This window comes from Glutamicibacter sp. ZJUTW, from assembly GCF_008370855.1.
Lineage (GTDB): Bacteria > Actinomycetota > Actinomycetes > Actinomycetales > Micrococcaceae > Glutamicibacter > Glutamicibacter nicotianae.
The window spans coordinates 896,564-919,119 of the sequence record NZ_CP043624.1 but is presented as its reverse complement, the minus strand read 5'-3'; the positions used below and the strand labels follow the sequence as shown (position 1 = coordinate 919,119).

The window sequence follows — 22,556 nt, the reverse complement described above, 5'->3', positions numbered from 1 at the left end:
CTACAACCGAAAGAGCTGTTTCCCCAGCTAGACTGGCTTGGATGGCATTTTTCTTGTGCCATTCCTACACATTGAAGACAACTCAAGGGAGTCGAAGGCATGACGCAGGGCAGAACTGAGGCAGCCGAGTCAATCGACCTGTCCACCACCGCCGGAAAGCTTGCTGAGTTCCGCCGCCGCCAGAAGCTCGCTGAAGCGCCAAGCGGCGAAGCGGCGATCGAAAAGCAGCACTCCCGCGGCAAGCACACTGCCCGCGAACGCATTGAAATGCTCATGGACGAAGACTCCTTCGTCGAGTTCGACGCACTTGCAGTCCACCGCTCCACCGCCTTCGGCATGGAGAAGAAGAAGCCATTGGGCGATGGCCTGGTCTCCGGCTACGGCACCGTGGATGGCCGACTGGTGGCCGTCTACTCGCAGGACTTCACCGTTTACGGCGGCTCGCTGTCCCAGGTCAACGGCGAGAAAATCGTCAAGGTCCAGGAATTCGCGCTGCGCAACGGCTGCCCGGTAGTCGGCATCCTCGATGGCGGCGGTGCCCGCATCCAGGAGGGCGTCGCGTCCCTGGCCATGTTCGCTGACATCTTCCGCAACAATGTCCACGCCTCGGGCGTTGTCCCGCAGATCTCGCTGATCATGGGCCCATCGGCCGGCGGCGCCGCCTACTCCCCCGCGCTGACCGACTACGTGATCATGGTCGACAAGACCAGCCACATGTTCATCACCGGCCCGGACGTCATCAAGACGGTGACCGGCGAGGAAATCGACATGGAAACCCTGGGCGGCGCCCGCCAGCACAACGCCAATACCGGTACCGCCACCTACCTTGCCTCCGATGAGGAAGACGCTGTGGAGTTCTGCAAGGAACTGCTGGACTTCCTCCCGTCCTCCAACCTCTCGGATCCGCTGGTTGCCGAATTCGATGAAGAACTGGATATCACCGCCGAGGACCTGGAGCTCGATACGCTCATCCCGGATTCGGCAAACCAGCCTTATGACATGCGCACCGTGATCGAGTCGGTTGTCGATGATGAGCACTTCTTCGAGATGCAGTCGCTCTACGCACCCAACGTGATGATTGGCTACGCCCGCATCGAAGGCCGCACCGTGGGCATTGTTGCCAACCAGCCAATGCAGTTCGCCGGAACCTTGGACATTGCCGCCTCGGAAAAGGCCGCCCGCTTCGTGCGCAACTGCGACGCCTTCAACATCCCGATCCTCACCTTCGTGGACGTGCCGGGCTTCCTGCCGGGCAAGGACCAGGAGTTCCAGGGCATCATCCGCCGCGGTGCAAAGCTGCTCTACGCCTACGCCGAGGCCACCGTGCCGAAGCTGACAGTGATCACCCGCAAGGCCTACGGCGGAGCGTACATCGTGATGGGCTCGAAGAAGCTGGGCGCAGACCTGAATCTGGCTTGGCCTACCGCGCAGATCGGCGTGATGGGTGCCCAGGGCGCGGTGAACATCCTCTACCGCCGCGATCTGGCCGCGGTGGAAGCCGAAGGCGGAGACGTCGAGGCCCGCCGCAAGCAGATCATCGACAACTACGAGGCCGAACTGCTCAACCCCTACCAGGCCGCTGAGCTGGGCTACGTGGATGCGGTCATCGCCCCGAGCGAGACCCGCTTCCAGCTGGTTCGCGGTCTGCGCGCGCTGCGCGAGAAGCATGCGACCCTGCCTCCGAAGAAGCACGGCAACATTCCGCTGTAAGCGGCAGATCCTGCCCGACCAGTACTCACCAGAACCACAAAGGAGCACGCCGATGGACCAGAACAGCGCCTTGCCTGTTGCCCCGCAGATCCGCGTCACCAAGGGAAACCCGAGTGACGAGGAATTGGCGGTGGTCACCGCATTGCTCGCTGCCTTGGGCAACGCTCCCGCGCCTGCACCGCAGGCCGCAGAGCCCAAGAAGCGCGTAGATCGGATTCGCCGGCGCCGCGCACTCGTTCCGCGTTTAGGCTGGACCATCGGACGCCGCTGAGCATTCCAAAGGCCAATGTGCTGAACAATTCCGCGGGGAATCGTCCAGCCCATTGGCCTTTGGCGTACCAGCCGGGAACCTAGTCTTCGTCGGGTACTTCGGAATCCAAGATGGCCAAATCGGCACGGGTGACCAGATGCGAACTCACGGCGTGCTCCACCAGCCGGGCGCGACGGTTGGTGGCCAGTTTTCCCGGTCCCCCGCGCAGTCCGGCAACGCCCGCCTTGTCCAATTTGTCGCACACGTTATCGAGTTTGCGATTGAACTTCGTAATTCCCCACCCCAGCCGTGCGGCAGCCGCCGCGCTGGTGGGAATCGAGCTCAGCCCGGTGCCTTCGCGGCGCAGCATCGGCTCAGCCAAGACCACTACCAGCGCCCGCTGGGCACTGGTCAGCAGCACCGGCCCAATGGTGGTTTCTCCGCAGGCATCGTATTCCAGGTAGTCCTGGCGGAATGCCGGCTGCGCGACATGAATAGACAGCTCATAGGTGGTGGGACCGGCAGTGAACACCACGCCCACCCGGTTGAGCACCAGCGGCAGGCTCGACTCCGGCGACAGCCAGGCTTGCAGGCCGCCGGTTCGATCCGCAATGGTCGCGGTCAGCCGGCTGCCCACGTTGTTGAGCCACCACAGCCCGCTGTGCTTGCTAATCGTCAAGAAGTGCCGGTGCAAGTACGGATTGTCGTCGATTGCGAGGTCGCCTTCACGTCCGATGGTGAAGGGCTTGCCGTCCTGGACAGGATAGTACTGCCCGCAGTACTCGATAGTTACTTCACTCATCGCTTATGCCTACCTTGCTTAACCTGCGCCGGTGCAGAACCGTGCTCCATCCGAGATACGTCCATCATCGCGCACGAGCTTGACCTCGATACAAGTTTGCCCGCCTTCGCCGATGTCGGTAGTCGCGCTGGGAGACTTCGTCTGCTTGAACTCTCCCGTTTCCGTTGCGGTAATGGGAGCCCAACGGTAATGGTCATCCTTATTCGGTTCCGGGTTGGACCAGCGGAAGGTTACCGTTTCTCCCACCGTAGAGTACTCGAAATTATCCACCTTGGGGACGGTGCCGCCAACTAATGCGTCCTTGGGACCGTCCGTGGCGGTAATGGGCGGGCCGGTACGCTGCGCGGCTTCCTGCTCCGGCAAGAACATGTTTGCAATGAAGGCGCCGCCAACCAAGATGAACAGCACTATGCCCACCGCGATGAATACCTTCGGCAGGCTCTGGCGTTGCTTCGGCTCTGCCGGCTTGGCCGATGGCGTTCCGGATTCGTCTTGCGCTTTATCTTCTGGGTTCGGAGCCGGCGCAGGTTCCTTCGGCATGTGCAGCCGCGGTATCGGCGCTGACGGTCGTACCCGCCGTGCCTGTTGCCCGGGAACGGAGGAAATCATCGGTGCAGAAGGCAGCGGACGCTGCACGTCGCTGATCGAAATGACATTGCGGACGCGCGTGCTTTCACCGTCCTCCTCCTCAGCCGCTTCGGCAGGTTCTTCGATAACCTCAAAAGGAGTGACCGAGAAGCCCAACTCGATCTGGATTCGTTGCAGGGAGCGGGCGAATTCGGCGGCCGAGCCGAATCGCGAAGCCGGGTTCTTCGCCATGACTACCGACAACGCCTGGTTCAGCGACTCGGGAACGTCAAGTCGCTCCAACGGCTTCAATGGAGAATTGCAGATCCGCTCAATGAGCACTGGCTGCGCATTATCCTGTCCCGGCCGGACGAACGGCGAATGCCCTGCCAGAACTGTATAGATCGTGGCACCGAGCGAGTATACGTCCATGCGCACGCCCGGAGGCGTGTCGCCGCTGAACGCTTCCGGGGCGGACCATGGCACCGACAGCCCTGCGGTGTGCGATCCGATGGTTCCCGAGATGCCGAAGTCGGTCAGGGCCGGCCGGTTGTAGTCAGTAGTCAGCACGTTTCCCGGCTTGATGTCTCGATGCACGATGCCCGCTAGATGCGCGGTATGGACCGCTGAGCACAATTGGATGGCCAAGGTCAGCGTTTCATCGATGCTCAAGACACCGCGGCGGTAACGGGCATCCAAGGAAGGCCGGGAGCAATACTCCATGGCCAGATAGGAACGTCCGTCATCGGTGATCTCCGCTTGGTAGATCGTGACGATATAAGGATGGGTGGACAGCTGGGCCATCAAATTGGCCTCGGCCTCGAAACGTTGGCGGGCTTCCTCATCACTGACATCAGCCAGCAGCACCTTGACCGCCACCTTGCGGTTGGGCCGGTGCTGCTCGTAAAGATAGACATCGGAGAATCCGCCGGTACCCAGTGGCTTGACGTACGCGAATCCCGGTATTTGCGGTGCCGGAGCTGGCGCGCGCTTTGGGCTCACGGCAGATCCTCGAAGCGGATGCTGACGCCATCACCCAAGTCAGCGACGTCGCCGTTGATCAGCATGATCTCCTGGTGGCGGGACAGGCGCCGTGGCCGCTGCCCTTCGCGCAGCAGCACGGTGCCATTGGTCGCACCAAGGTCCACCAGTTGCACATGCCATCCCTCCACACGCACGTGCAGGTGCGAACGGGAGATGTCGCCGCTGGGGCTTTCAACCTTCAGCAGGCGGGGTTCGCTGTCGGATTTGACGGCTCCTGCGCTTGGCTGGCGTCCGAGAACCACCGAGCGGTTCAGCTCGTGGGCGTATTCGCGGGTACCGCCGTGGTCGCTGACAATCATGCGGCCCATGGCAGGCTTGCGAACCTGCTGCGCCTGGGCGGTCAATCGCTCGCCGCATTGCCTGCACGTCGACGCGGTGGGTGGATTGGGGTGCCGCTTGGAGCAAGAGCGCGCCAGGATGAATTCATTCAGGGACACCGAACTTTCTGTACCGTCCTTGGCATCCAGCCCTGATGAAGGTCTGGATTTCGGAACACTGGAGCCGCGGATGATCGTGTGCTCGTCGTCAGCTGGTTCGGCGGGAGGCGCAGCGATGGCAGGACCTGCCGGACGGGGCTTGATAATCGTGTCCTGGTCATCGCCCTGGCCGGTATCGTAAACGGTCTCTGCCGCACCTCTGGCTCCGAGCAGCTGCCCGGCAAGCGAGAATTCCTCCGAGGAAACTTCCTGCTCGTATTGCGCTGGATCCTGGGTTGCTTCTGAGTCAAAGGTCCGGTCGTCCTCGGCATCCTTTGCCGATGCCTTGACTAGCGTGGCCTCATCGGCCGCCTTGGCAGCGTCGGCTGCCCGTGCCAGCACATCAGCTGGGCCCTTGGGATCTGCGGCTTCCTTGGCTGGTGCAGCGTTCGGTGCAGCAGCAGGCTTGGCCGCCGCCGGTGCCGTGTCCTTTGCTGGCGGCGCAGCTGACTTGGCAGTAGCCGGTGCTGGATTCTTCGCTGGCGTTGCATCCGACGTGGCAGCCGCTGGTGCAGGATTCTTTGCTGGCGCCTCAGTTGGTTTGGCCGCATAAGATGCGGAAGCAGCCTTAGCCGGAGCAGAAGCTGGCTTGGCCGCAGCCGGTGCCGGATCCTTTGCTGGCGCCTCAGCTGGTTTGGCCGCATCAGACGCAGAAGCAGCCTTAGCCGGAGCAGAAGCTGGCTTGGCCGCAGCCGGTGCCGGATCCTTTGCCGGCTCCGCTGCCGGCTTAGCCGTGGCAGGCGCAGGGGTCTTGACCGCAGAAGGCTTAGCCGCGGCAGGCGCAGGGGTCTTGACCGCAGCAGGCTTGGCTGCGGCAGGCGCAGTGGTCTTTGACGAGGCAACAGCCGGCTTGGCAGCATCTGTCGCAGGGGCAGACTTAGCTTCGGAAGGCGCAGGAGTTTTTGCCTGAGCTACCTCAGGTTTTGCAGCATCGGATGCTGCAGCGGGCTTAGCCGCAGCAGGAGCCGGAGCCTTCGCCGGATCAGCGGTAGGCTTGGCATCAGCCGGTGCCGGGGCTTTAGCCGGTGCCGGGGCTTTAGCCGCGGCTGGAGTCTTTTCCGCAGCGGTGGGGTCCTCTCCTGCGGCCCATTCCAGCTGCGATACGCGTACGATGCCTTCGCCAATTGGCAGCGCGAATGGGGCTTCGGCTTTCGCCGAACCGGTGCTCAGCGTCCACGACTTCGACTCCCCCAGCTTGCGTTCGGCCCAGGTGGCGATGCCTGCGCCGCTCACCTTCTCCTCGCCGGAGGCAGTCCGGGCGATGAATTCCGGGGCACCGCGCAGGATCAGATGCGGTGCGCTGTCACGGGAGATCAGAGCGAAGTTCGGCAGGTCGGCAATGGTCATCTGGTACATCGGCAACAGCTCCGAGAGCAGTGCTTCCACCGTGGTCTTCCCATTGAGCTTGGCCCACAGGCCATTGACCTGTTCCGCGCTCGCGCTGGAAGGAAGGAGGACAATGTGCTGGCCATTGACTAGTGCGTACCAGTCTCCGGGAAGGTAACGCAGGCTGTTCATGATTTCTCCTCTTGGTGGCTCGTAGTCGATACGCGCGGAATAGTAATGCCAACATCATCGGGGTGCCCATGCTCCACATCGGCAACGATCACGCTGATATTATCGCGTCCCCCGGCATCCAGGGCCGCTTGGACCAGTTCTTCGGAAGCTTGCTGGGGATCCGGGAACCGCGCAAGGATTTCCTGGATTGCGGCATCGCCGACTTCGCTGCTCAGACCGTCTGAGCAGACCAGGATGCGCTCCTGCCCTGCCAGCGGCACCAGCCAGTAGTCCGGTTGGCTGTTGGCGTTGATCCCCAGGGCGCGGGTGATCACATGCCGGCGTGGATAGGTGGCTGCCTGCTCGGCGTCCAGCTCTCCGATATCCATCAATTCCTGCACTTCGGAGTGATCTACGCTGACCTGTTGCAGCACTCCCTGGGTCCACAAGTAGGTGCGCGAATCGCCGACATTGAACACCAGCAGCTGGGGTTCTTCCGCCCGCCCGCTGGCGGCGCCTGCATCAATCAGCACGGCCCCGGCCAGGGTGGTGCCGGCTCGACCCGAGCCCGCCTCCACGATGCTGCGATCAGCTTCGACCAGCAGGGTATCCAAGGTCTCGGGATCCAGTTGCGCGCCGGCATCCATGAATCCATCGCCAAGGATCTTGAGGCACAGGGCGCTGGCTATTTCGCCTGCTTCATGCCCGCCCATGCCGTCGGCAATGGCCAGCAGCCGTTCAGAGGCCAGCAAGCTGTCCTCGTTCAGGGCGCGGCGCAGTCCACGGTCAGTTGCCTGGCCGTGGCTGAATCTGAGGCTTGCCCCAGGGTTGAGATCTGTCACGGACGTTCCACCTGGAAATAGCGGTCGCCAAAGTACACGGTATGGCCAATCATTGCCTGCTCCGGCTTGCCCGGAACAAGTTCGCGCACGTTCCCGTCCTCGTCGACAATGCACGAGCCGTTGCCCGAATCCCGGTCGGTCACCCAGACGCTGCCAACGCCTGGCTGGATCAGCAGATGCGTTTTGGAGACCGTGCGGTCCGGATCATCCAGTGCAACCAGGTGGACACCCACATCGCCATCCGAGTACGAGGGGTTGCGCCCGATCAGGATGCTGCCGGCCAGGTCGAGGCACTGGCTATCGTCGAAGAGCAGATGCACGGCATCCGGGGATTGCGGACGAATTTGCGTATGACCGAGGTCTTCATCCGGATCAGCTGCGGCCTCGGTGGAGGGAACCTCAACGATCTTCGCTTCCGGCTTGGGCCGTGCGGAGGGACGGGGACGAACCGATTCCTGCGCTTCGGGGGCAGCGGCGCGCACAGCACCTGGCACCGAATCGATGACTCCACCAGAAGTGCCCTGCGCATCGTCCGGCTCCCCCACAAAGCGCCGGCCCGGAGCATACTGCTGCGGAGGCGCGAAGGACTGCGGCCCTGCGGCGCCCCCGGTGGTCAGCGGGTCACGTCCAGTCTTGATATCCAGCACCAGCGTCCCGGCCATCTTGTCATGCCAGCCCTGCTTCTTGCCGTTCGCATCGAAGTGATTGGAGATGACCATCAGCACCGATCCAAGAATCGGGACGATGCCTGCCACAGCGATCAGCAAGCGGCGGATGATGGTTTTGCCCCAGCCCGGGCGCTCGCCCTTGAGGGTGGTGGTGCGCAGCCCGAGGAGCACATTGCCCAGGGTCTTGCCCGAGGTAGCTTCCCACCACCACAAGAACACCGTGTAGGCCAGTGCGAGGACGCTGTACAGGATATTTGTTCCGGCGATTTCGCCCGCAAGCTGCGGAGCGCTCAGCGAGGCCACCATCTTGGAGGCGATCATCGGCAGGAAAATCACCGACAGGACCAGCACCGGCAGGAAGTCGATCAGCCATGCGAGCAGCCGCTGGGTAGTTCGGGCATCGACCAGATCCATCTTTACCGCCATGGCTTCCTCCGGTTTTTCTGTTGCAGTATTCGTGCCGTCTTGGCTGTCTTCGCAGCCAGCTCATGTATCAGGGATCGTGGGGAGTACTTCACGCGCATCTTGCCGAAGAATCCCAGCGGTTCCTGCATCTTCCGGGTATGCGCAATGACATCTTCCCAATACTTCCGCACCTGTTCCTCGGTCGGCTGCTCATGGGAGAAGTTCGCCGCGTCCGCACGCTGCGCCAGGGAGCGCACCGGATCGGACAGCGCCGGGAAGCCGGCGGCCAGCACGCTCGCGCTTTCCCGCCGGGTCGCGCCGTTGGCCGTAGCGATACGGTGATCCGTGGCATGGCTGAGCAGTTCCTGCCAGCCGCCGCTCATGCGGTCCCCTGTGCTGCCGGACTTCGCCCGCTTCTCGCGGCGGCGCAGCTTCAGCAGGGCAATCAGCAGCAGCGGCGAAAGCAGGAGCAGCAGCGACCCCAGCGAAATGCCGACAACGATGATGACCTGCCCCCAGCGCTCCCAGAAGGTTTCAGGTTCCTCTTCCACTTCCTGCGGCTCCGGTGCGGTTTGCGGCGGCAAGTCGGCTTCTTCCTGCGCCGGCGGCGGAGGCTGCAGCACCTGCGGCTGCGGCACGGCCTTGGGTTCCTGTTCCGGAGGGGTCGGCTGCTCATCCTCGTTCGGGGTCGGGTTGAAAGCCACCCAGCCCACATCTTCAAAGGCGATCTCCACCCAGGCGTGGACATCGGAGCCCTTGATCTCGACCGCCTTTTCAGGCGCGTACTCCTCGGGATAGAAGCCCATGACCACGCGCGCAGGAATCCCCTGCTCGCGGGCCATCAGCGCCATCGCAACAGCATACTGCTCGTCATCGCCAATCATCTGCTCGGCATCGAGCAGGCTGGTGATGCGTCCCGCGCCGTGCCCGGACAGCGAGGGCACCTGTCCCTCGGTGCCGTTGGAGAAGAACCCGGTTCCGGAGAGCATCGCTTCGATGCTCCGCACACGCTCCAGGTCCCCGCGGCCCGATCCGGTGAATTCAGCGGCTTTCGCTCCGGCAATGGCTGGCACATTGGCCAGCTCAGGCATACGGAACTGCGCCAAGTCCAGTTCGTTGAGCTGCTCATCGCTGGGCTTGGCCGGGAACAGCACCTTGGCCGTGTAGGCATCGCCCTCCGCCAGCCCGATGGAGCTCAGCGCGCTCTCGGAGGAATCGCTGTAGAACAGCGAACGGGCCAGTTCATCTTCACGCCCGCCGGTCAGTTCCATGCCCAGCAGCTTGCCACCGGACGGAACCCACACGCCTTGATAGTCCTTGATCGAGAATTCAAGCTCGGCGGCTTCGCGGCCTTCCACCGTGTCGGCCGAACGGATATCGCTGGCATCGCCCACCGGGGCGAAACTGCCACCCGCGGACGGATCCACGTTGATGACCATGCCGTTGTAGGAATCCAGGGCGGCCAGGCGGATGCGCTCGTCCTTGGGCAGGCCCTTGACGGTCATCAGGGTGTCGTCAGCCATCGTTTTCACATATTTGCGGAAACGCGTCAGGGGGCTTGGGTAGTCATAGAGGTCCACCGGCGGTTCCAGTGCATCGCGCAGCACCTGGCGTGGGGTTTCCGGGGCCAGCAGCGGCGTGGCCGCCGCGGTCGCGACGCCGGCACCGGCCAGCACCAGGGTTCCGGCAATCACGCGGCGCAGCAGCAGCTGCTTGGAACCCTGGGAGTCTAGCTGCTCGTGGTTCAGCGAACTGAATCCGCCGGAAACACGCGTATCGATGAAGCGCCGCCAGGCAAGCCAGCCGACCAGCACCGCGATGAAGGCGACGCCGCGGGCGACGGGCATCGGCACATCGCGGGTGCCGAAGACAATGCCGAGCACGAACATTGCCAATAGCGGCAGCAGCGTCCAATACGGCGAGCGCAAATGCCAGGCGGCCAAGCCGGCCAGCAGCGCGGTGAGCAGAGCGGACAGGAAGGCCACTATCAGCACGCCCCCGTAGGAACCTACAGGTGGCGCCACGGTGAGCATGTCTTTCCAGCTGAAGACCAGGCCGGTCAGCAAGGTGCGCAGGGATTGGCCGGTGGGCAGGAGGCCAAAGGCTGCCTCGCGCGGGGTCGCCAACGGCGTGCCAAGCACGAGGTACAGCAGCGCGAACAGGCCCAGGGTCCGCCAGGTGCCCAGCTTGAAATGCACATTGGCCCAGGCCAAGGCCAGGCCGGCAACCAGTCCGCCAACAGCAGCGAGGATGAAGTTCAGGCTCGCGCCGTAGGCTTCCAGCAGACCCAGCGCGCCAAGCACCAGGGCCAGGGCGAGGCAGGCCGCGTCGACGCCATAGCGCCAGAGGGGAATCGTCTGTTTCATGCCACGGCCTTTCGCAGCATCACGCCGAGTTCTTCCAGCTTGCCGAGGCTCAATACGGTCAGCTCGCCAATATTCGAGCGCGAAGGTTCAATCCCGGTTTCGCAGCGGATGGCGATGGCGCGCACGCCGGCCGGCACGTGCATCCATGCCTCGCGCAGCGATTTGGCGCTGGTTCTGGTGCCGGTGAGGAAGAAAATCACCGAGGCGCCGGGCACCGTGCCAGCGGTGTGGCGCACCACGTCCACCAGGTTCTCGCGCTGGCCGGTGGCCGCCTCGATGCGGGTCAGCCCGTCCATCATCTGCCGGCCGCTGCCGGTGCGCACCGGGCCCTGCTGGGTCAGGATGGCCAGCTTGCGCTGTTCGGCCACGGCCTGCTGGCCGATGGAGGCCGCCACCGAGATGGCCAATTCGAAATCCTCCTCGGCGTGCGCCTCGGCGTACTCGTCCAGGTTGGTGCTCAGCGACAGGGCCAGGTGCGAGCGCCGGGTCTCTTCGAACTGGCGGACCATCAGCTCTCCGGTGCGGGCCGTGGATTTCCAGTGGATGTGCCGGCGGTCATCTCCCGACTGGTATTCGCGCAGTGCGTGGAAGGACACGTCGGAATTCGAGAGGTCGGAGGTGGGCATGCCTTCCAAATCACGGATGAACCCGGCCGAGGAGCCATCCAATGCGGTGGTGCGCGGATGGATGAACAGCTCGTAGCTTTCGGTCCATTTCACCTGCCGGCGCAGGATCGCAAAGGGGTCCTGGCGGACCGAGCGGACCGGGCCCACATCGAGCACTTGGCGGCGCTGGGTGGGGATGGTGAACAGGTCCTCATGCGTTTGCTGCGGTTCCAGACGCGGGATCCGGAACTGGGCGGCGCCGTGGCCCACCGGAAGTTCCATCATCACCGGTGCCGAGCTGCGCGAAGCCTTGTTGGCTACCTGCATGGCTCCCACGGCACGGTCCCCCACTGCCACGCGGGTGCGGTGCAGATCCAGGTCGACGCTGAAGTCGTTGCGACCCAGGACGAAACCCACCGAGGCGAGCAGCAGCACGGTGGCCATGAAGGCACCCAGCAGGGCTTCCTGCCAGCCGAAGTTGGCGCCCAGGATCCACAGCAGCACCGCGGTGCCCAGCAGCACGAAGCCCAGCGGGGAGATGACCGTGGCGATCGGTGCGAGGTACCGGGTGGACAGTTCCCTGGCCCGTGCCGTGGCAGGGTCCAGGTAGTCGCGCAGCACCGCTATGGCCTCGCTGGCCATGGTCAGCGACTTCTCGGCCCCGCGATTCAGCTTGCTGTTCCGTGCAGGACGCTTAGCTCGTCGGCTCATTAATGCTCGTCCTGGTCCTTGCTCTCGGCTTCGGCGGAGTCCTCGTCGCCACGGCGGGTCGGGGCCGGGACCTTGCGCAGCACCGAGGCGATGACCTGCTCGGCGGTGGTGCCGGTGAACTCGGCTTCCGGGTCAAGCACCAGGCGGTGGGTGAAGACATGCGGCGCCAATTCCTTGATGTCATCGGGCAGCACGTAGTTGCGGCCCTGGCTGGCGGCCCAGACCTTGGCCGCGCGCACCATCGCCAGGGCGCCGCGCACCGAGACGCCCAGCCGGGTGTCGGCGGAGTCGCGGGTCGCTTCGCACAGGGCTGCAACGTATTCCAGCACGGCGGTGTCCACGTGCACGGCGGTGGCCAGCTCGGCCATTTCCACCACTGCTTCGGTGGTGATGATGGCGTTCAGCGCGGCCGAGCGGTCGCGCTGGGTGCTGCCCGAGAGCAGCGCCACGGTGGCCTCGCGGTCGGGGTAGCCGATGGAGGTCTTGATCAGGAAGCGGTCCAGCTGCGCTTCGGGCAGCCGGTAGGTGCCTGCCTGCTCGATCGGGTTCTGGGTGGCGATGACCATGAACGGGCGGGCCTGCGGGTAGGTGGTGCCATCGACGGTCACCCGGCCTTCTTCCATGACTTCCAGCAGCGCCGACTGGGTCTTGGGCGAGGCGCGGTTGATCTCGTCGGCCAGCACGAGGTTGGCGAAGATCGGCCCGTGGTGGAAGTCGAATTGGCCGCTGCGCTGGTCGTAGATGGTGATGCCGGTGACGTCCGAGGGCAGCAGGTCCGGGGTGAACTGGATGCGCGAGTTGCTGCCGCGCACGGTGGCGGCCAGCGAACGGGCCAGCATGGTCTTGCCGGTGCCCGGTGCGTCTTCGAGCAGCACGTGCCCTTCGCTGAGCATGGCGGTGAGCACCAGCTTGATGGTCTGCTCCTTGCCCAGCACGGACTGGCCGACGTTGGACACCAATTTGGCGAAGGTATCGCAGAACCAGTTGGCCTGCTCGGTGCTCATGGTCATGGCAGTGTTTGTTCTTTCTGTACGTCTTGATGCCCGGTCGATGCCGCGCTTATCTGAAATTAACGTGGTCGGATTCGGTGCCGTCGATGCGTGCGAAGTACGGCTGGGAGTATCCCGGCTCGATCACGCATGGCAGGTCCTTCGAGGCCCGGCCATTGCCGTTGACGTTGAAGGTCACGTAGTTATCCGAGAACATCCCGCCGGAGTGGTAGCACTGGGCCAGGTAGGTGTGGGTTCCCGGGGCGAAGTTGTAGAGCTCCACGTGGTACTTGTAGCAGTTCGGCGGGCAGGTCGAGTTCGAGTAGCCGTTGTACATCGGCCCCTCGGACAGCTTCACCGAACGCGCCGGCTTCGGGTTGGTCTTCTCCGTCTTGGACCATGACCTGGATTGGCCTTCGGTGTCCGTTGCCACGATCTTGATGGTGCGGCTGGTGGAGTAGCCCAGGCCGGTGACCTTCTGCGAGCCGTCGTTCTTGGTGCTGTTGCCGCCGATCTTCACCGTCTGGGTGACCTTGCGCCCATTGGATTCCCCGGCAGCCGTATTCCAGCTGAAGGAGATCCAGTCGTTGCCATGCGAGGAAGAAATCTTCGCGTTGTCGCGCAGCGGACCGTAGGCGCTGGTCTTGTTGCTGGCCGGGCTGGCGGTGCCTGCGCCGGCGGCATTCAAGGCGCGCACGCGCCAGGTGTGCGCGGTGCCGTTGGAACCGGTGTCGATCACCGAGCCCGGTCCGCCGAAGGAGTTCCATCCTCCGCCGTCAGTGGAGTACTGGTATCCGGTGATCTTCGATCCGTTCGCGGCAGGGGCCTGGAAGTCCAGCCGCACCTTGCGGTTGGCTCCGGTGGCCTTGGCGCTCACGCTGGACACTGCCTTGGGCCGTCCGTACGGGGTCACCGCCACCGACTTGGAGCTCTGTTCCGAGCTGCCCTTGCGGTTGGTGGCGGCAATGGTGAAGGTGTAGGAACCGGAGGTGCTCAGGCCGGTGACCGACTGGCTGGTCTGGTTGGCGGGAATCGAGCCGATGGTCTTCTCCAGGGTGCCGGACTTGAAGACGCGCAGGGTGTAGCCGGTGATCGGCGCGCCGTTGGTGCCCGGGGCGTTCCATGCCACGTTGACCACGCCGCCATCCACCGCGGAGTCCTTGCGGGCCGCGGTAGGCGCCGCTGGCTTGAATGGCTTGCCTGCCGGGGTGACCGCTGCCGAGTAGGCGCTGAAGGCCGATGGCTTGGAGGCCTTGTTCACCGCGCGCACGCGCACCTGGTAGTCGGTGCCGTTCTTCAGACCCTTCCAGGTGTAGGAGGTGCCGGTGATGCCGGTGACCTGGGTGACGCCGTTGGCCGGTGCCGGGGAAATCTCCAGGGTGTAGCTCTGGATGGCCGAACCCCGGCTGACCGGGGCGGTCCACTTGAAGGCGGCCTGCTGGTCGCCGTCAGTGCCGGTGGGGGCGGCCGGCTGCTCGGGTTCCACGTCCGGACGGGCGTCGGCCGATTGCGCCGAGGCCGGGGATTCGCCGATCTCGTTGGTGGCGGTGACGGTGAAGTTGTACACGGTGTCGTTGGCCAGCGGGGTGATGGTGCAGGTGGTGGTGGCGCACTTCTGGGTGTGCCCGCCGCCGCGCACGGTGTAGCCGGTGATGTCCGAGCCGTTATTTGCCGGTGGATCCCACTGCAGCACGACCTTCTGGTCGCCGGTGGACTGGACGCGAGGCAGTCCCGGGGCTTCCGGGGCGCCCTTGACGTTCAGCGTCACGGTGCCGATGACGTTGCGTGCCACGTCTTCGGTGACATCGCCAATGGTGTATTCCACCCGCATGGTGCCCACGAAGTCGTCGTTCGGGGTAATTGCCACCTGGTCGCCGCGCTTTTCCACCGTCCCGGTGTCTTCCAGGGCGCGGGCGTTGATCAGGCGCAGCGGACCTTCATCCGCGTACGGGTTGTGGTCATTGGCCAGCACATCAACCACTTCGGTCTTGCCCTGGGCGGCATCGGGGACGTTGTCGGCCACGGCTACCGGCAGCTCGCGCACCGAGCCGGTGACGGTAATGGCCATGGCGGCCGGGACCGGCGGGTTGACGCCGTCGCTGACCGTGACGGTCACGCTGCCGGTGGTGCCCTTCGGGGTCGATGCTTCGGCGCTGACCTTCAGGTTGTGCCCCTCGACCAGTTCGGCCGTCACGCCCTGGATGTCCACCGAGGCAATGGCGAACTTCAGGTTCGGGACGTCCTCTTCATTGGCATCGCCGGCGGCCATGCGCAGGTCCAGGAAGGCAGGCTCCTCGCCCTGGCCCACGGCCAGGGAATTGGCCTGCAGGGTCGGAGCGAAGTTCTCCTCGTCGGGCTGCTCCTCTTCTTCTTCCTCTTCCTCAGGCTCGTCCTCTTCCGGCTGGCCTTCCTCGTTCTGGTTCTGGCGTTCCTCGGAATCGTTCTGGCGCGGCGCCGGGGTGACGTTGATCGGCAGGGTCAGCTTGGACTTCAGCCCCTTTTCATCGTCGGGGCCGGTGCCGTCGGTGACTTCGAAGCTGACGGTCGCCGAGCCGTCGAAGTCAACCGGGGCGCGGAAGGACAGCTCGGTGGCGGACTTGACCAGTTCGCCGTCGTTCTGCGGCATCGAGGTCACCGATTCCTCGGTGGTCAGGCGCGGGGTGCGGCCATCGCGCACGAGGACCAGGTCTTCCAAGTTCAGCGGCAGGACTTCTCCCGCCTGGACCTGCAGGTTCAGCCCGCTGCGCAGGATCGGCCGGGCTCCGGCGGTGCCCGGCACGTGGACGAAAGCAGTTGAGGTCAGTTCGTCCGGGTCGGTCAGGGTGTAGGCGATGATCTGCGCCTCTTCGGTGGCGGTGACCACCAGGCCGTCCTCGGTCACCTGGGCGGTGGACGGGTTATCCGGCAGGCTGATTTCAAGTTCGCTGGAGCTGCCGTCCGGGTCCTCGTCGTTGCGCAGGATATCGACGGTCACCTGCTCATCGGCAATGACTTCTTCGAGCGACACACGGTCGTCGCGGGCAATCGGGGCGAGCAGCTGCGCCTCGGGATCGGACTTGACGCTCAGCGTGCCCGCCGCGGTGCCGCCGCGGCCATCGGAAATCATGTAGCGGATCGACACGTTGCCGTCTTCCGGAGGCGAGGTGAGGGTGACGCGGCCGTCAACGACTTCCACTTCAGTGCTGGATTCGGTGGAGACCTCGCTCATCAAGGCGATCGGGTCGCCGTCCGGGTCGGTGTCGTTGTCCATCACGTCCACGGCGACCGGGCGGTCCGGGCGCACGGTCAGGAAATCGTTGACCGCTACCGGGGAATTATTGGATTCGGCCAGCGGCGCCACACCGATCTTGATCGTGCCGGTGGCGCGGGCACCCAGGCGGTCTTCCACCACGTAGCTGAATTCGTCGGTGCCCGAGGCATCGGGATTAGCCGTGTAGTCGATGGAGGCCCCGCGGATCTTCGCGGTGCCCATGCGCGGCGAATCGCCGAATTGCACGAGGGACACCGAGTCGCCATCGGGGTCGATGGCGTCAATCGGGACCAGCACGTTGGTGCTGGATCCGGCGAACACGCGCCCGGTGACCGGTTCAGGGTTCGGCGGGCTGTTCTTCTCCAGGTCGTTGGCTTCCGCTTCGGGCAGCACGTTGAAGGTGACGCTGGCGCTGGTTTCCTGGCCGTCGGGTCCGGCCACGGTGTAGACCGCGGACACCTGCTTGGCCTTGCCGCCGAAGTCGCCGGCACGGAAGCGGATCGTCTCATCGGCGACCGAGATCAAGGATCCCTCGCCCAGGTCATCGGCTTCTTCCAGATCCGGGCGCAGGATCAGCTCTCCGCCGTTGGGGTGGATGTCGTTTTCCAGGACCTTGACGGTGGCCACGTCGTTTTCGCGGACGGTGACGGTGTCGGGGTTGGCCTGCGGCGGATCCATGCGCGGCGGGGCCGGAATCGGGATCACCCGGATGGAGCCGGTCGCTTCGCGGGAGCCGTTGGAGACGGTGTAGCTGATGGTGGTGGGGTCGGTGAGGCCGCGCACGTCGGTGATGCGCACGAACGTATTGCGTTCCACCGAGGTGGAGAATGGCTTGTCGCTGGCGGTCTGCACGCCGGTGACCACCAGCACGCCGCCGGCCGGGTCGGTGTCGTTGCCCAGCACGTTGACCAGCACATCCTGGCCGGCAGGCAGCAGGGCTACATCGCGGACAGCGATCGGGTCCTCGGCCTTTTCCTCCGGCTTCTTGATGTCGATGCGGGCCAGGCCGGGGGCGCTGGCCGGGCCGTTGGTGGCCATGTATTCGACGTAGTAGGTACCGGCCCGTTCGGCGCGGGCGGTCACGGTTCCGGTCTGCGCATTGGTCTTCAGTTCCAGTCCGGGCACATCGTCCACGCCGGCCAGGCGCAGTCCTTCTCCGGTGGGGTCCGTGTCATTCTCCAGCGGTGTGAAGCTGGCGGATTCATTGATGGTGGCCACCACGTGGTCGGTGGCGGTCACCGGCTTGACCACGGAGTCGGCCAGGACCTCGATCAGCACCCGGCCCTTGGTGCCTTCCTGGCCGTCGGAGACCTGGATGGCCAATTCCTTCTGGCCCAGCTTCTTTCCATCGTCCTGGAAGGTCAGGGTGCCATCGGGCTGGACCCGGATCACGTCATCGCCCTCGGAGGTGCCGCCGAGCAGGCGCAGGTCATCGCCTTCCGCGTCGGTCCAGTCGGTGAGCACGTTGTGGCTGACCGATTCGCCCTGCTGCACGCGCAGCACGGTGGTGCGCTGCTGTTCCGGGGCCTTGTTGGTGTCTTCATCCACCACGTTCAGCTTGACCCGAGCGGTGTCCTGTCCCCCGCGGCCGTCCTTGGTGGTGTAGGCGAAGCTCGCCCCGCCCTTGGCGTCCTCGGGAACCACAATCTGGAATCCGGTGCCGTCATGGACCGGCTGCACGGCTCCGATCGAAGGCGCAGCGCCCTCCAGGTTGGCAGTCAGCAAGTCGCCGTCCGGGTCCACGTCGTTATAGAGCACCGGGAGCAAGGTGGTGCGGCCGGGGCGCACCGAATAGGTGTCGTCTTCGGCAATCGGCTTCTTGTTTTCTTCGGTGCGGTTGGGCAGCTCGATGGCGTCGGTGATTTCCTTGGTTTCTTCTTCCTTGGCCTCGCCCTCGCCGGCAGGCGGTTCCAGATCGCTCCAGTTGCTGACGATTTCCATGCCTTCATTGGCCAGCCAGACCTGTCCCGAATGCACATCGTTCAACACGACCACGTCGCGGTTGACGCGGAATGCCAGTTCAGCGCCCTCGGTCATTTCCGGGATTCTGGTGTTCTGGTTATCGGCCGGGTTGTCGCAGAAGCGAAGGTACTCGCCGCTGGTCTGCCAGGCCGCGTAGGTGCAGGATCCGACGCGCACCGGCTGGATCGGGGTGCCTGCGGTTTCCAGCTGCTCGTAGTTGGTGTCTTTGCCGGACAAGCTCACCGTTGCCAGCGACTGGTCCAGTGCGACGGCAATGCTCTCGGCTTCCGGACCCGGGGACTGGATTTTGGCGTTGGCCGGGTTCTCCAGGATCGCGGAGCCGCCTTCGGAGGTGACCAGCTGGCCGCTGGCATCGTCGAAGACCACGCCGACCTTGCCCACGGCCGAGAGCTGCGGCTTCTTCATTTCGGCCAGTTCGGGAATTTCGATTTCCTCGCCGAGCTCGGCTGTTCCCTCGTCGTCCAGGGTGAAGCTGGACAGGGTTCCGGCGCCAATGTCTGCGGCCCAGATGGTGTCATCGGCGCCAACCACGGCGGCGACTTCGCCCTTGGATTCGATCAGCGGTTCGGCGCCTTCGCCTTTGAATTCCGCGATCTGCTCGAGATTGCTGGCATGGACGGTACCGTGTTCTGCGTCGGTAACTGCAACAACTGAGGCGCCGAAAGAGAAGGACGAGTTGGCAGGCAGGTTGTTGTCGCCGGCGAATTGCACCATCGCGGGGTCGATGGTGGTCAATGATGCCTGTTCAATGTTGCGCACCAGCACGCTTTCCTCATGCTGGACCAGGTCGTAGTTGGCCAGAGGGGTGGCGACGCCGCCGTCAATGGTGCGCGACTGGTAGTTGACATGCCCGATTTTGCCTTCGGACTGATTCACCACCCAGACGCCGCCGTCGTTCAGTTCCACGTCAGCGGTTTCGAAGCCCGGATAGATAATGGCACCGGTTACGGCAAGCGCCGCCACCACTGGAATAGCAGTCACCTTGAAGCCGGTGCTTTTGAGCAGTCCGGTCCATCCGGTCGAAGCGGCTTTTGCCATCTAGAGGTCAGTCCTTGTTTTGCTGGTACGAGTGCGCGCTGGAATCCGGCCTTATTCCCCAAAATCAGATTCGTCGCCCTCCAATTCTAACGAACTGACAAAACCATCGCCATGGAGAGTTCTCCCCATGCATGCTGACTAGGCGGTTCGGCAACGCAACACAATCCGGAAGGCCGTTCATGGCTTACCGCGGATCACTGCTTTCCAAGGTGTTGCACACACACATCCATCGCTGGCAACTCTAGCGATGCAGCCCTCACCCTTTGAATGCCAGCTTGGGCGAGGGATAAGTAATAGAGAATGAACCCGCGGAAAAGTCTTCAACAAATCTTTCATATCAACTACTGTTAGCTACATGACATCCCCCGCACCGCACCGCGATCCCTCGGCCATCGACCAGATCGCCGAAGATTTCTTCGCCAAATCCCTTGAACTGACCCCGGAGTGGGGAGTTTCCCTTGGCATGCCGGGTTACGAAACCGCCTACGGCGACTATTCCCCTGCCGGCACGACCCAGATGATCAGCTTGCTGCGCGAGACCTTGGGCGCATTGGCCAACGCCACCCCGGTCGACGCCATTGACGAGGTCTCCCTCGATGCGATGACCGAGCGATTGAGCCTGCAATTGGAAATCCTGTTCACCGGGCGCACCGAACTGAACAATATTGCCAGCGCGGCACAGGAAATCCGCTCGATCATCGATTTGATGCCGCAGGATACCTCCGCGGATTATGCCTTCATCGCCCAGCGGATGTCGAACATCCCTGCCGCGATTGACGGCTACATTGCGTCCCTGCGAGATTCCGCCTCGAACGGCTTGGTCGCCGCACAGCGACAGGTCTCCATTGTGATCACGCAAACCACCGACTACGCCAAGGACGGCGGCTTCTTCGACCAGCTGGCCGTCTCCGGCACCACGGTGGATGCCGCATTGCAGGAACAGCTTCAAGCCGGTGCAGACGCCGCAAAGACGGCCTACCGCAAGCTCACCACCTACCTGCAAGATGAACTCCTGCCGCGGGCACCAGCCGAAGACGCGGTGGGCCGGGAGTACTATTCGCTGATGTCCCGCCGCTTCCTGGGCGCAACAGTGGACCTGGAAGAGACCTATGCCTGGGGAGTTGGCGAGCTCGATGCCATCATCGCCGAGCAGCAGCGCGTCGCCGAGCAGATCAAGCCGGGCGCCACGATTGAGGAAGCCAAGAGGATCCTCAACGAGGATCCGGCACGAAAGCTGAAAGGCACCGACGCCTTGCGCGATTGGATGCAGGGCAAGGCGGATCAGGCCATGGCCGATTTGTCGGGCACGCATTTCGAGATCCCGGCACCCATGGACCGCATCGAGTGCATGATTGCGCCCACCCAGGATGGCGGCGTGTACTACACCGGACCGTCGGAAGACTTCAGCCGTCCGGGCCGGATGTGGTGGTCGGTTCCGCCGGGAGAAGATGAATTCACCACGTGGGCCGAACTGACCACCGTGTACCACGAAGGCGTGCCGGGCCATCACCTGCAGATTGGCACCGCGCAGATGCAGGCAGCTACGCTGAACAGCTGGCGCCGATTGATGTGCTGGGTTTCCGGCCACGGCGAAGGCTGGGCACTGTATTCCGAGCGTCTCATGCACCAGCTGGGCTACCTCGACGACCCAGGCGACCACATGGGCATGCTTGACGCGCAGCGCCTGCGTGCAGCTCGCGTGGTCTTCGACATCGGTGTCCATTTGGGCTTGGAAGTCCCCGCGCAGTGGGGCTCCGGCACCTGGAATGCCGAAAACGGCTACGAGTTCCTCGAGAAGAATCTGGACATGTCTAAGGGGCAGCTGGACTTCGAGTACAACCGCTACCTCGGTTGGCCGGGCCAGGCCCCGTCCTACAAGATCGGCCAGCGACTCTGGGAGCAGATCCGCGATGATCTCGCAGCGGCCCAGGGCGAGAACTTCTCGCTCAAGGATTTCCACACCGCGGCATTGCAGCTCGGTTCAGTGGGCCTGGATACCCTGAAGCGCGCACTGGTCAAGTAGCTTCCAGCAATGCGAATTGGCGGCCCTGCAAGACTGCAGGGCCGCCAATTTGCATTACGCCTTGTAGCTGGAAATCTGGATCAGATTGCCGCAGGTGTCATCAAAGGTCGCCACCATCACGGGACCTGCGTCCATTGGCTCCTGGGTGAACTCCACTCCCAATGAGCCCAAGCGCTCGAATTCCGCCTGGACATCATCAACGGCAAAAGACGTTGCGGGGATGCCATCGGCTTTCAGGGCCGCGCGATATGGCCCGACAGCTGGATGCGCCGCCGGCTCGAGGAGGACTTCAGGACCATCCTCCTGGTCGGCAGCGACGAGGGACAGCCAGCTGTACTCCCCGACGGGAATGTCGTGTTTCACCTTGAAGCCCAGCACCTCGGTATAGAACGCCTTGGCTTTCGCCTGGTCATCGACGAAGACACTCGTGATGTATACGCGCATTAGTTTCCTTCTTTCCGCTCCGGAATGGACCACGGCAATAAATTCGCACCGCTTTGCTGGCTCCTACGTTTCCACAAGACACCGACAGGTCAAGGCTGGCAGGCCCTGCGTGCGAGATCACCGCCCCGAATCACGGAGTCCAGTAGCGTGAAATCGCGATACACTCGACAGATCTTATTGATAATCGATAGATTATGATTGATAATCAATCGTATGACGAATTCTGCCATTGCTCTGCTTCGGGCTTCGCTGATCGCTATCTTCCTCGGCGCACTCTCGGCCCAGACGCTGATTTTGCCGCTGCTTATCGCAGAGTCCGTCAGCATCCATCCCGAAGTTGCCTATCTGGCCACCCCATACCGATGGGTGGTGACGGCGGGAATCATATGCCTGCAGGTTGCCCTGGCCTGCATCTGGATACTGCTGTCAAAGGTTCAACGCCAGAGAATCTTCGAGAATAGTTCATTGCGCTGGGTCACCACCATCATCTGCGCATCCGCGATCGCCACCTTCTTGGTCCTGGGATTGGGATTTCACTTGCTGGCGATCGTCGGCGCCGGCGGTCCCGGCGTATTCTTGATGGTCGCTGGCACCGTGGCATTCGGCAGCGCCGCCACCTGGCTGCTGGTTGTGATGCGCAATCTGCTCGCGTCGGCAATAGGACTGGAAGCCGAGATGCGTGCAGTGATCTGACTTTCCAGTACACAGTCAAGGCAAATAGTCCAGAGACAATGAACGACACGCAGAAATTCCCAAATGGCGAACTTTGTTTCGGCGCCCAAGGAACCCTTCATTTCTCGCGTAGTTTCGCCGGATTTGTGACCCCCGGCACCGCTTTGGAGTGCAGTGAAGCACAAACAACGAAATATCGTCATGTTCAGTAACA

Annotated in this window: 14 protein-coding genes; 4 read left to right on the top strand and 10 right to left on the bottom strand. The window is 63.5% G+C overall.

All coding sequences use genetic code 11. The features are described 5' to 3' along the window. Window positions 1-99 precede the first annotated feature (99 nt). Entirely contained in the window at window positions 100-1,710 is a 1,611-nt protein-coding gene (locus F0M17_RS04310; protein WP_149596504.1) for an acyl-CoA carboxylase subunit beta, read from the top strand. Window positions 1,711-1,762: 52 nt separating this feature from the next. Then, window positions 1,763-1,981, top strand: coding sequence for an acyl-CoA carboxylase subunit epsilon (locus tag F0M17_RS17410; protein ID WP_168201948.1), 219 nt, complete (start codon window positions 1,763-1,765; stop codon window positions 1,979-1,981). A 79-nt stretch (window positions 1,982-2,060) separates the two neighbouring features. On the opposite strand, the gene F0M17_RS04300 is transcribed toward F0M17_RS17410, so the two are convergent. Genes F0M17_RS04300 through F0M17_RS04260 form a run of 9 tightly spaced genes read right to left on the bottom strand, consistent with a single transcriptional unit; the run spans window position 2,061 to window position 19,203 of the window. Then, the gene (locus F0M17_RS04300; protein WP_038989819.1) at window positions 2,061-2,762 is read right to left on the bottom strand and encodes a hypothetical protein; all 702 of its coding nucleotides are present in this window, start codon (window positions 2,760-2,762) and stop codon (window positions 2,061-2,063) included. A gap of 18 nt (window positions 2,763-2,780) precedes the next feature. Next, entirely contained in the window at window positions 2,781-4,331 is a 1,551-nt protein-coding gene (locus tag F0M17_RS04295) for a serine/threonine-protein kinase (protein WP_149596502.1), read from the bottom strand. Beyond that, a complete protein-coding gene (locus F0M17_RS04290; protein ID WP_149596501.1) occupies window positions 4,328-6,367 on the bottom strand; it encodes an FHA domain-containing protein in 2,040 nt (679 codons plus the stop codon). The genes F0M17_RS04295 and F0M17_RS04290 overlap by 4 nt, the downstream gene beginning before the upstream one ends. Then, on the bottom strand, window positions 6,364-7,188 hold the full coding sequence (locus F0M17_RS04285; RefSeq protein ID WP_121866369.1) for a PP2C family serine/threonine-protein phosphatase: 825 nt from the start codon (window positions 7,186-7,188) through the stop codon (window positions 6,364-6,366). The genes F0M17_RS04290 and F0M17_RS04285 overlap by 4 nt, the downstream gene beginning before the upstream one ends. Continuing rightward, the gene (locus tag F0M17_RS04280; protein WP_149596500.1) at window positions 7,185-8,282 is read right to left on the bottom strand and encodes an RDD family protein; all 1,098 of its coding nucleotides are present in this window, start codon (window positions 8,280-8,282) and stop codon (window positions 7,185-7,187) included. The genes F0M17_RS04285 and F0M17_RS04280 overlap by 4 nt, the downstream gene beginning before the upstream one ends. After that, window positions 8,273-10,627 carry a transglutaminase domain-containing protein gene (locus F0M17_RS04275; RefSeq protein WP_149596499.1) on the bottom strand — a complete coding sequence of 785 codons (2,355 nt, stop codon included), beginning with the start codon at window positions 10,625-10,627 and terminating at the stop codon, window positions 8,273-8,275. The genes F0M17_RS04280 and F0M17_RS04275 overlap by 10 nt, the downstream gene beginning before the upstream one ends. Continuing rightward, entirely contained in the window at window positions 10,624-11,943 is a 1,320-nt protein-coding gene (locus tag F0M17_RS04270) for a DUF58 domain-containing protein (protein ID WP_149596498.1), read from the bottom strand. Before F0M17_RS04270 ends, F0M17_RS04275 begins: the two co-directional genes overlap by 4 nt. Further along, on the bottom strand, window positions 11,943-12,953 hold the full coding sequence (locus F0M17_RS04265) for a MoxR family ATPase (protein WP_149596497.1): 1,011 nt from the start codon (window positions 12,951-12,953) through the stop codon (window positions 11,943-11,945). Before F0M17_RS04265 ends, F0M17_RS04270 begins: the two co-directional genes overlap by 1 nt. Before the next feature lie 49 nt (window positions 12,954-13,002). Continuing rightward, entirely contained in the window at window positions 13,003-19,203 is a 6,201-nt protein-coding gene (locus F0M17_RS04260) for an Ig-like domain-containing protein (RefSeq protein ID WP_149596496.1), read from the bottom strand. Window positions 19,204-19,558: 355 nt separating this feature from the next. Between F0M17_RS04260 and F0M17_RS04255 the strand changes: the two genes are divergently transcribed. Continuing rightward, a complete protein-coding gene (locus F0M17_RS04255; RefSeq protein ID WP_149596495.1) occupies window positions 19,559-21,226 on the top strand; it encodes a DUF885 domain-containing protein in 1,668 nt (555 codons plus the stop codon). Between the two features lie 54 nt (window positions 21,227-21,280). On the opposite strand, the gene F0M17_RS04250 is transcribed toward F0M17_RS04255, so the two are convergent. Next, entirely contained in the window at window positions 21,281-21,670 is a 390-nt protein-coding gene (locus tag F0M17_RS04250) for a VOC family protein (protein ID WP_141359264.1), read from the bottom strand. 213 nt (window positions 21,671-21,883) lie between these two features. On the opposite strand from F0M17_RS04250, the gene F0M17_RS04245 reads away from it, so the two are divergent. Continuing rightward, window positions 21,884-22,363, top strand: coding sequence for a DUF2975 domain-containing protein (locus F0M17_RS04245; RefSeq protein WP_149596494.1), 480 nt, complete (start codon window positions 21,884-21,886; stop codon window positions 22,361-22,363). Window positions 22,364-22,556: the final 193 nt, after the last annotated feature.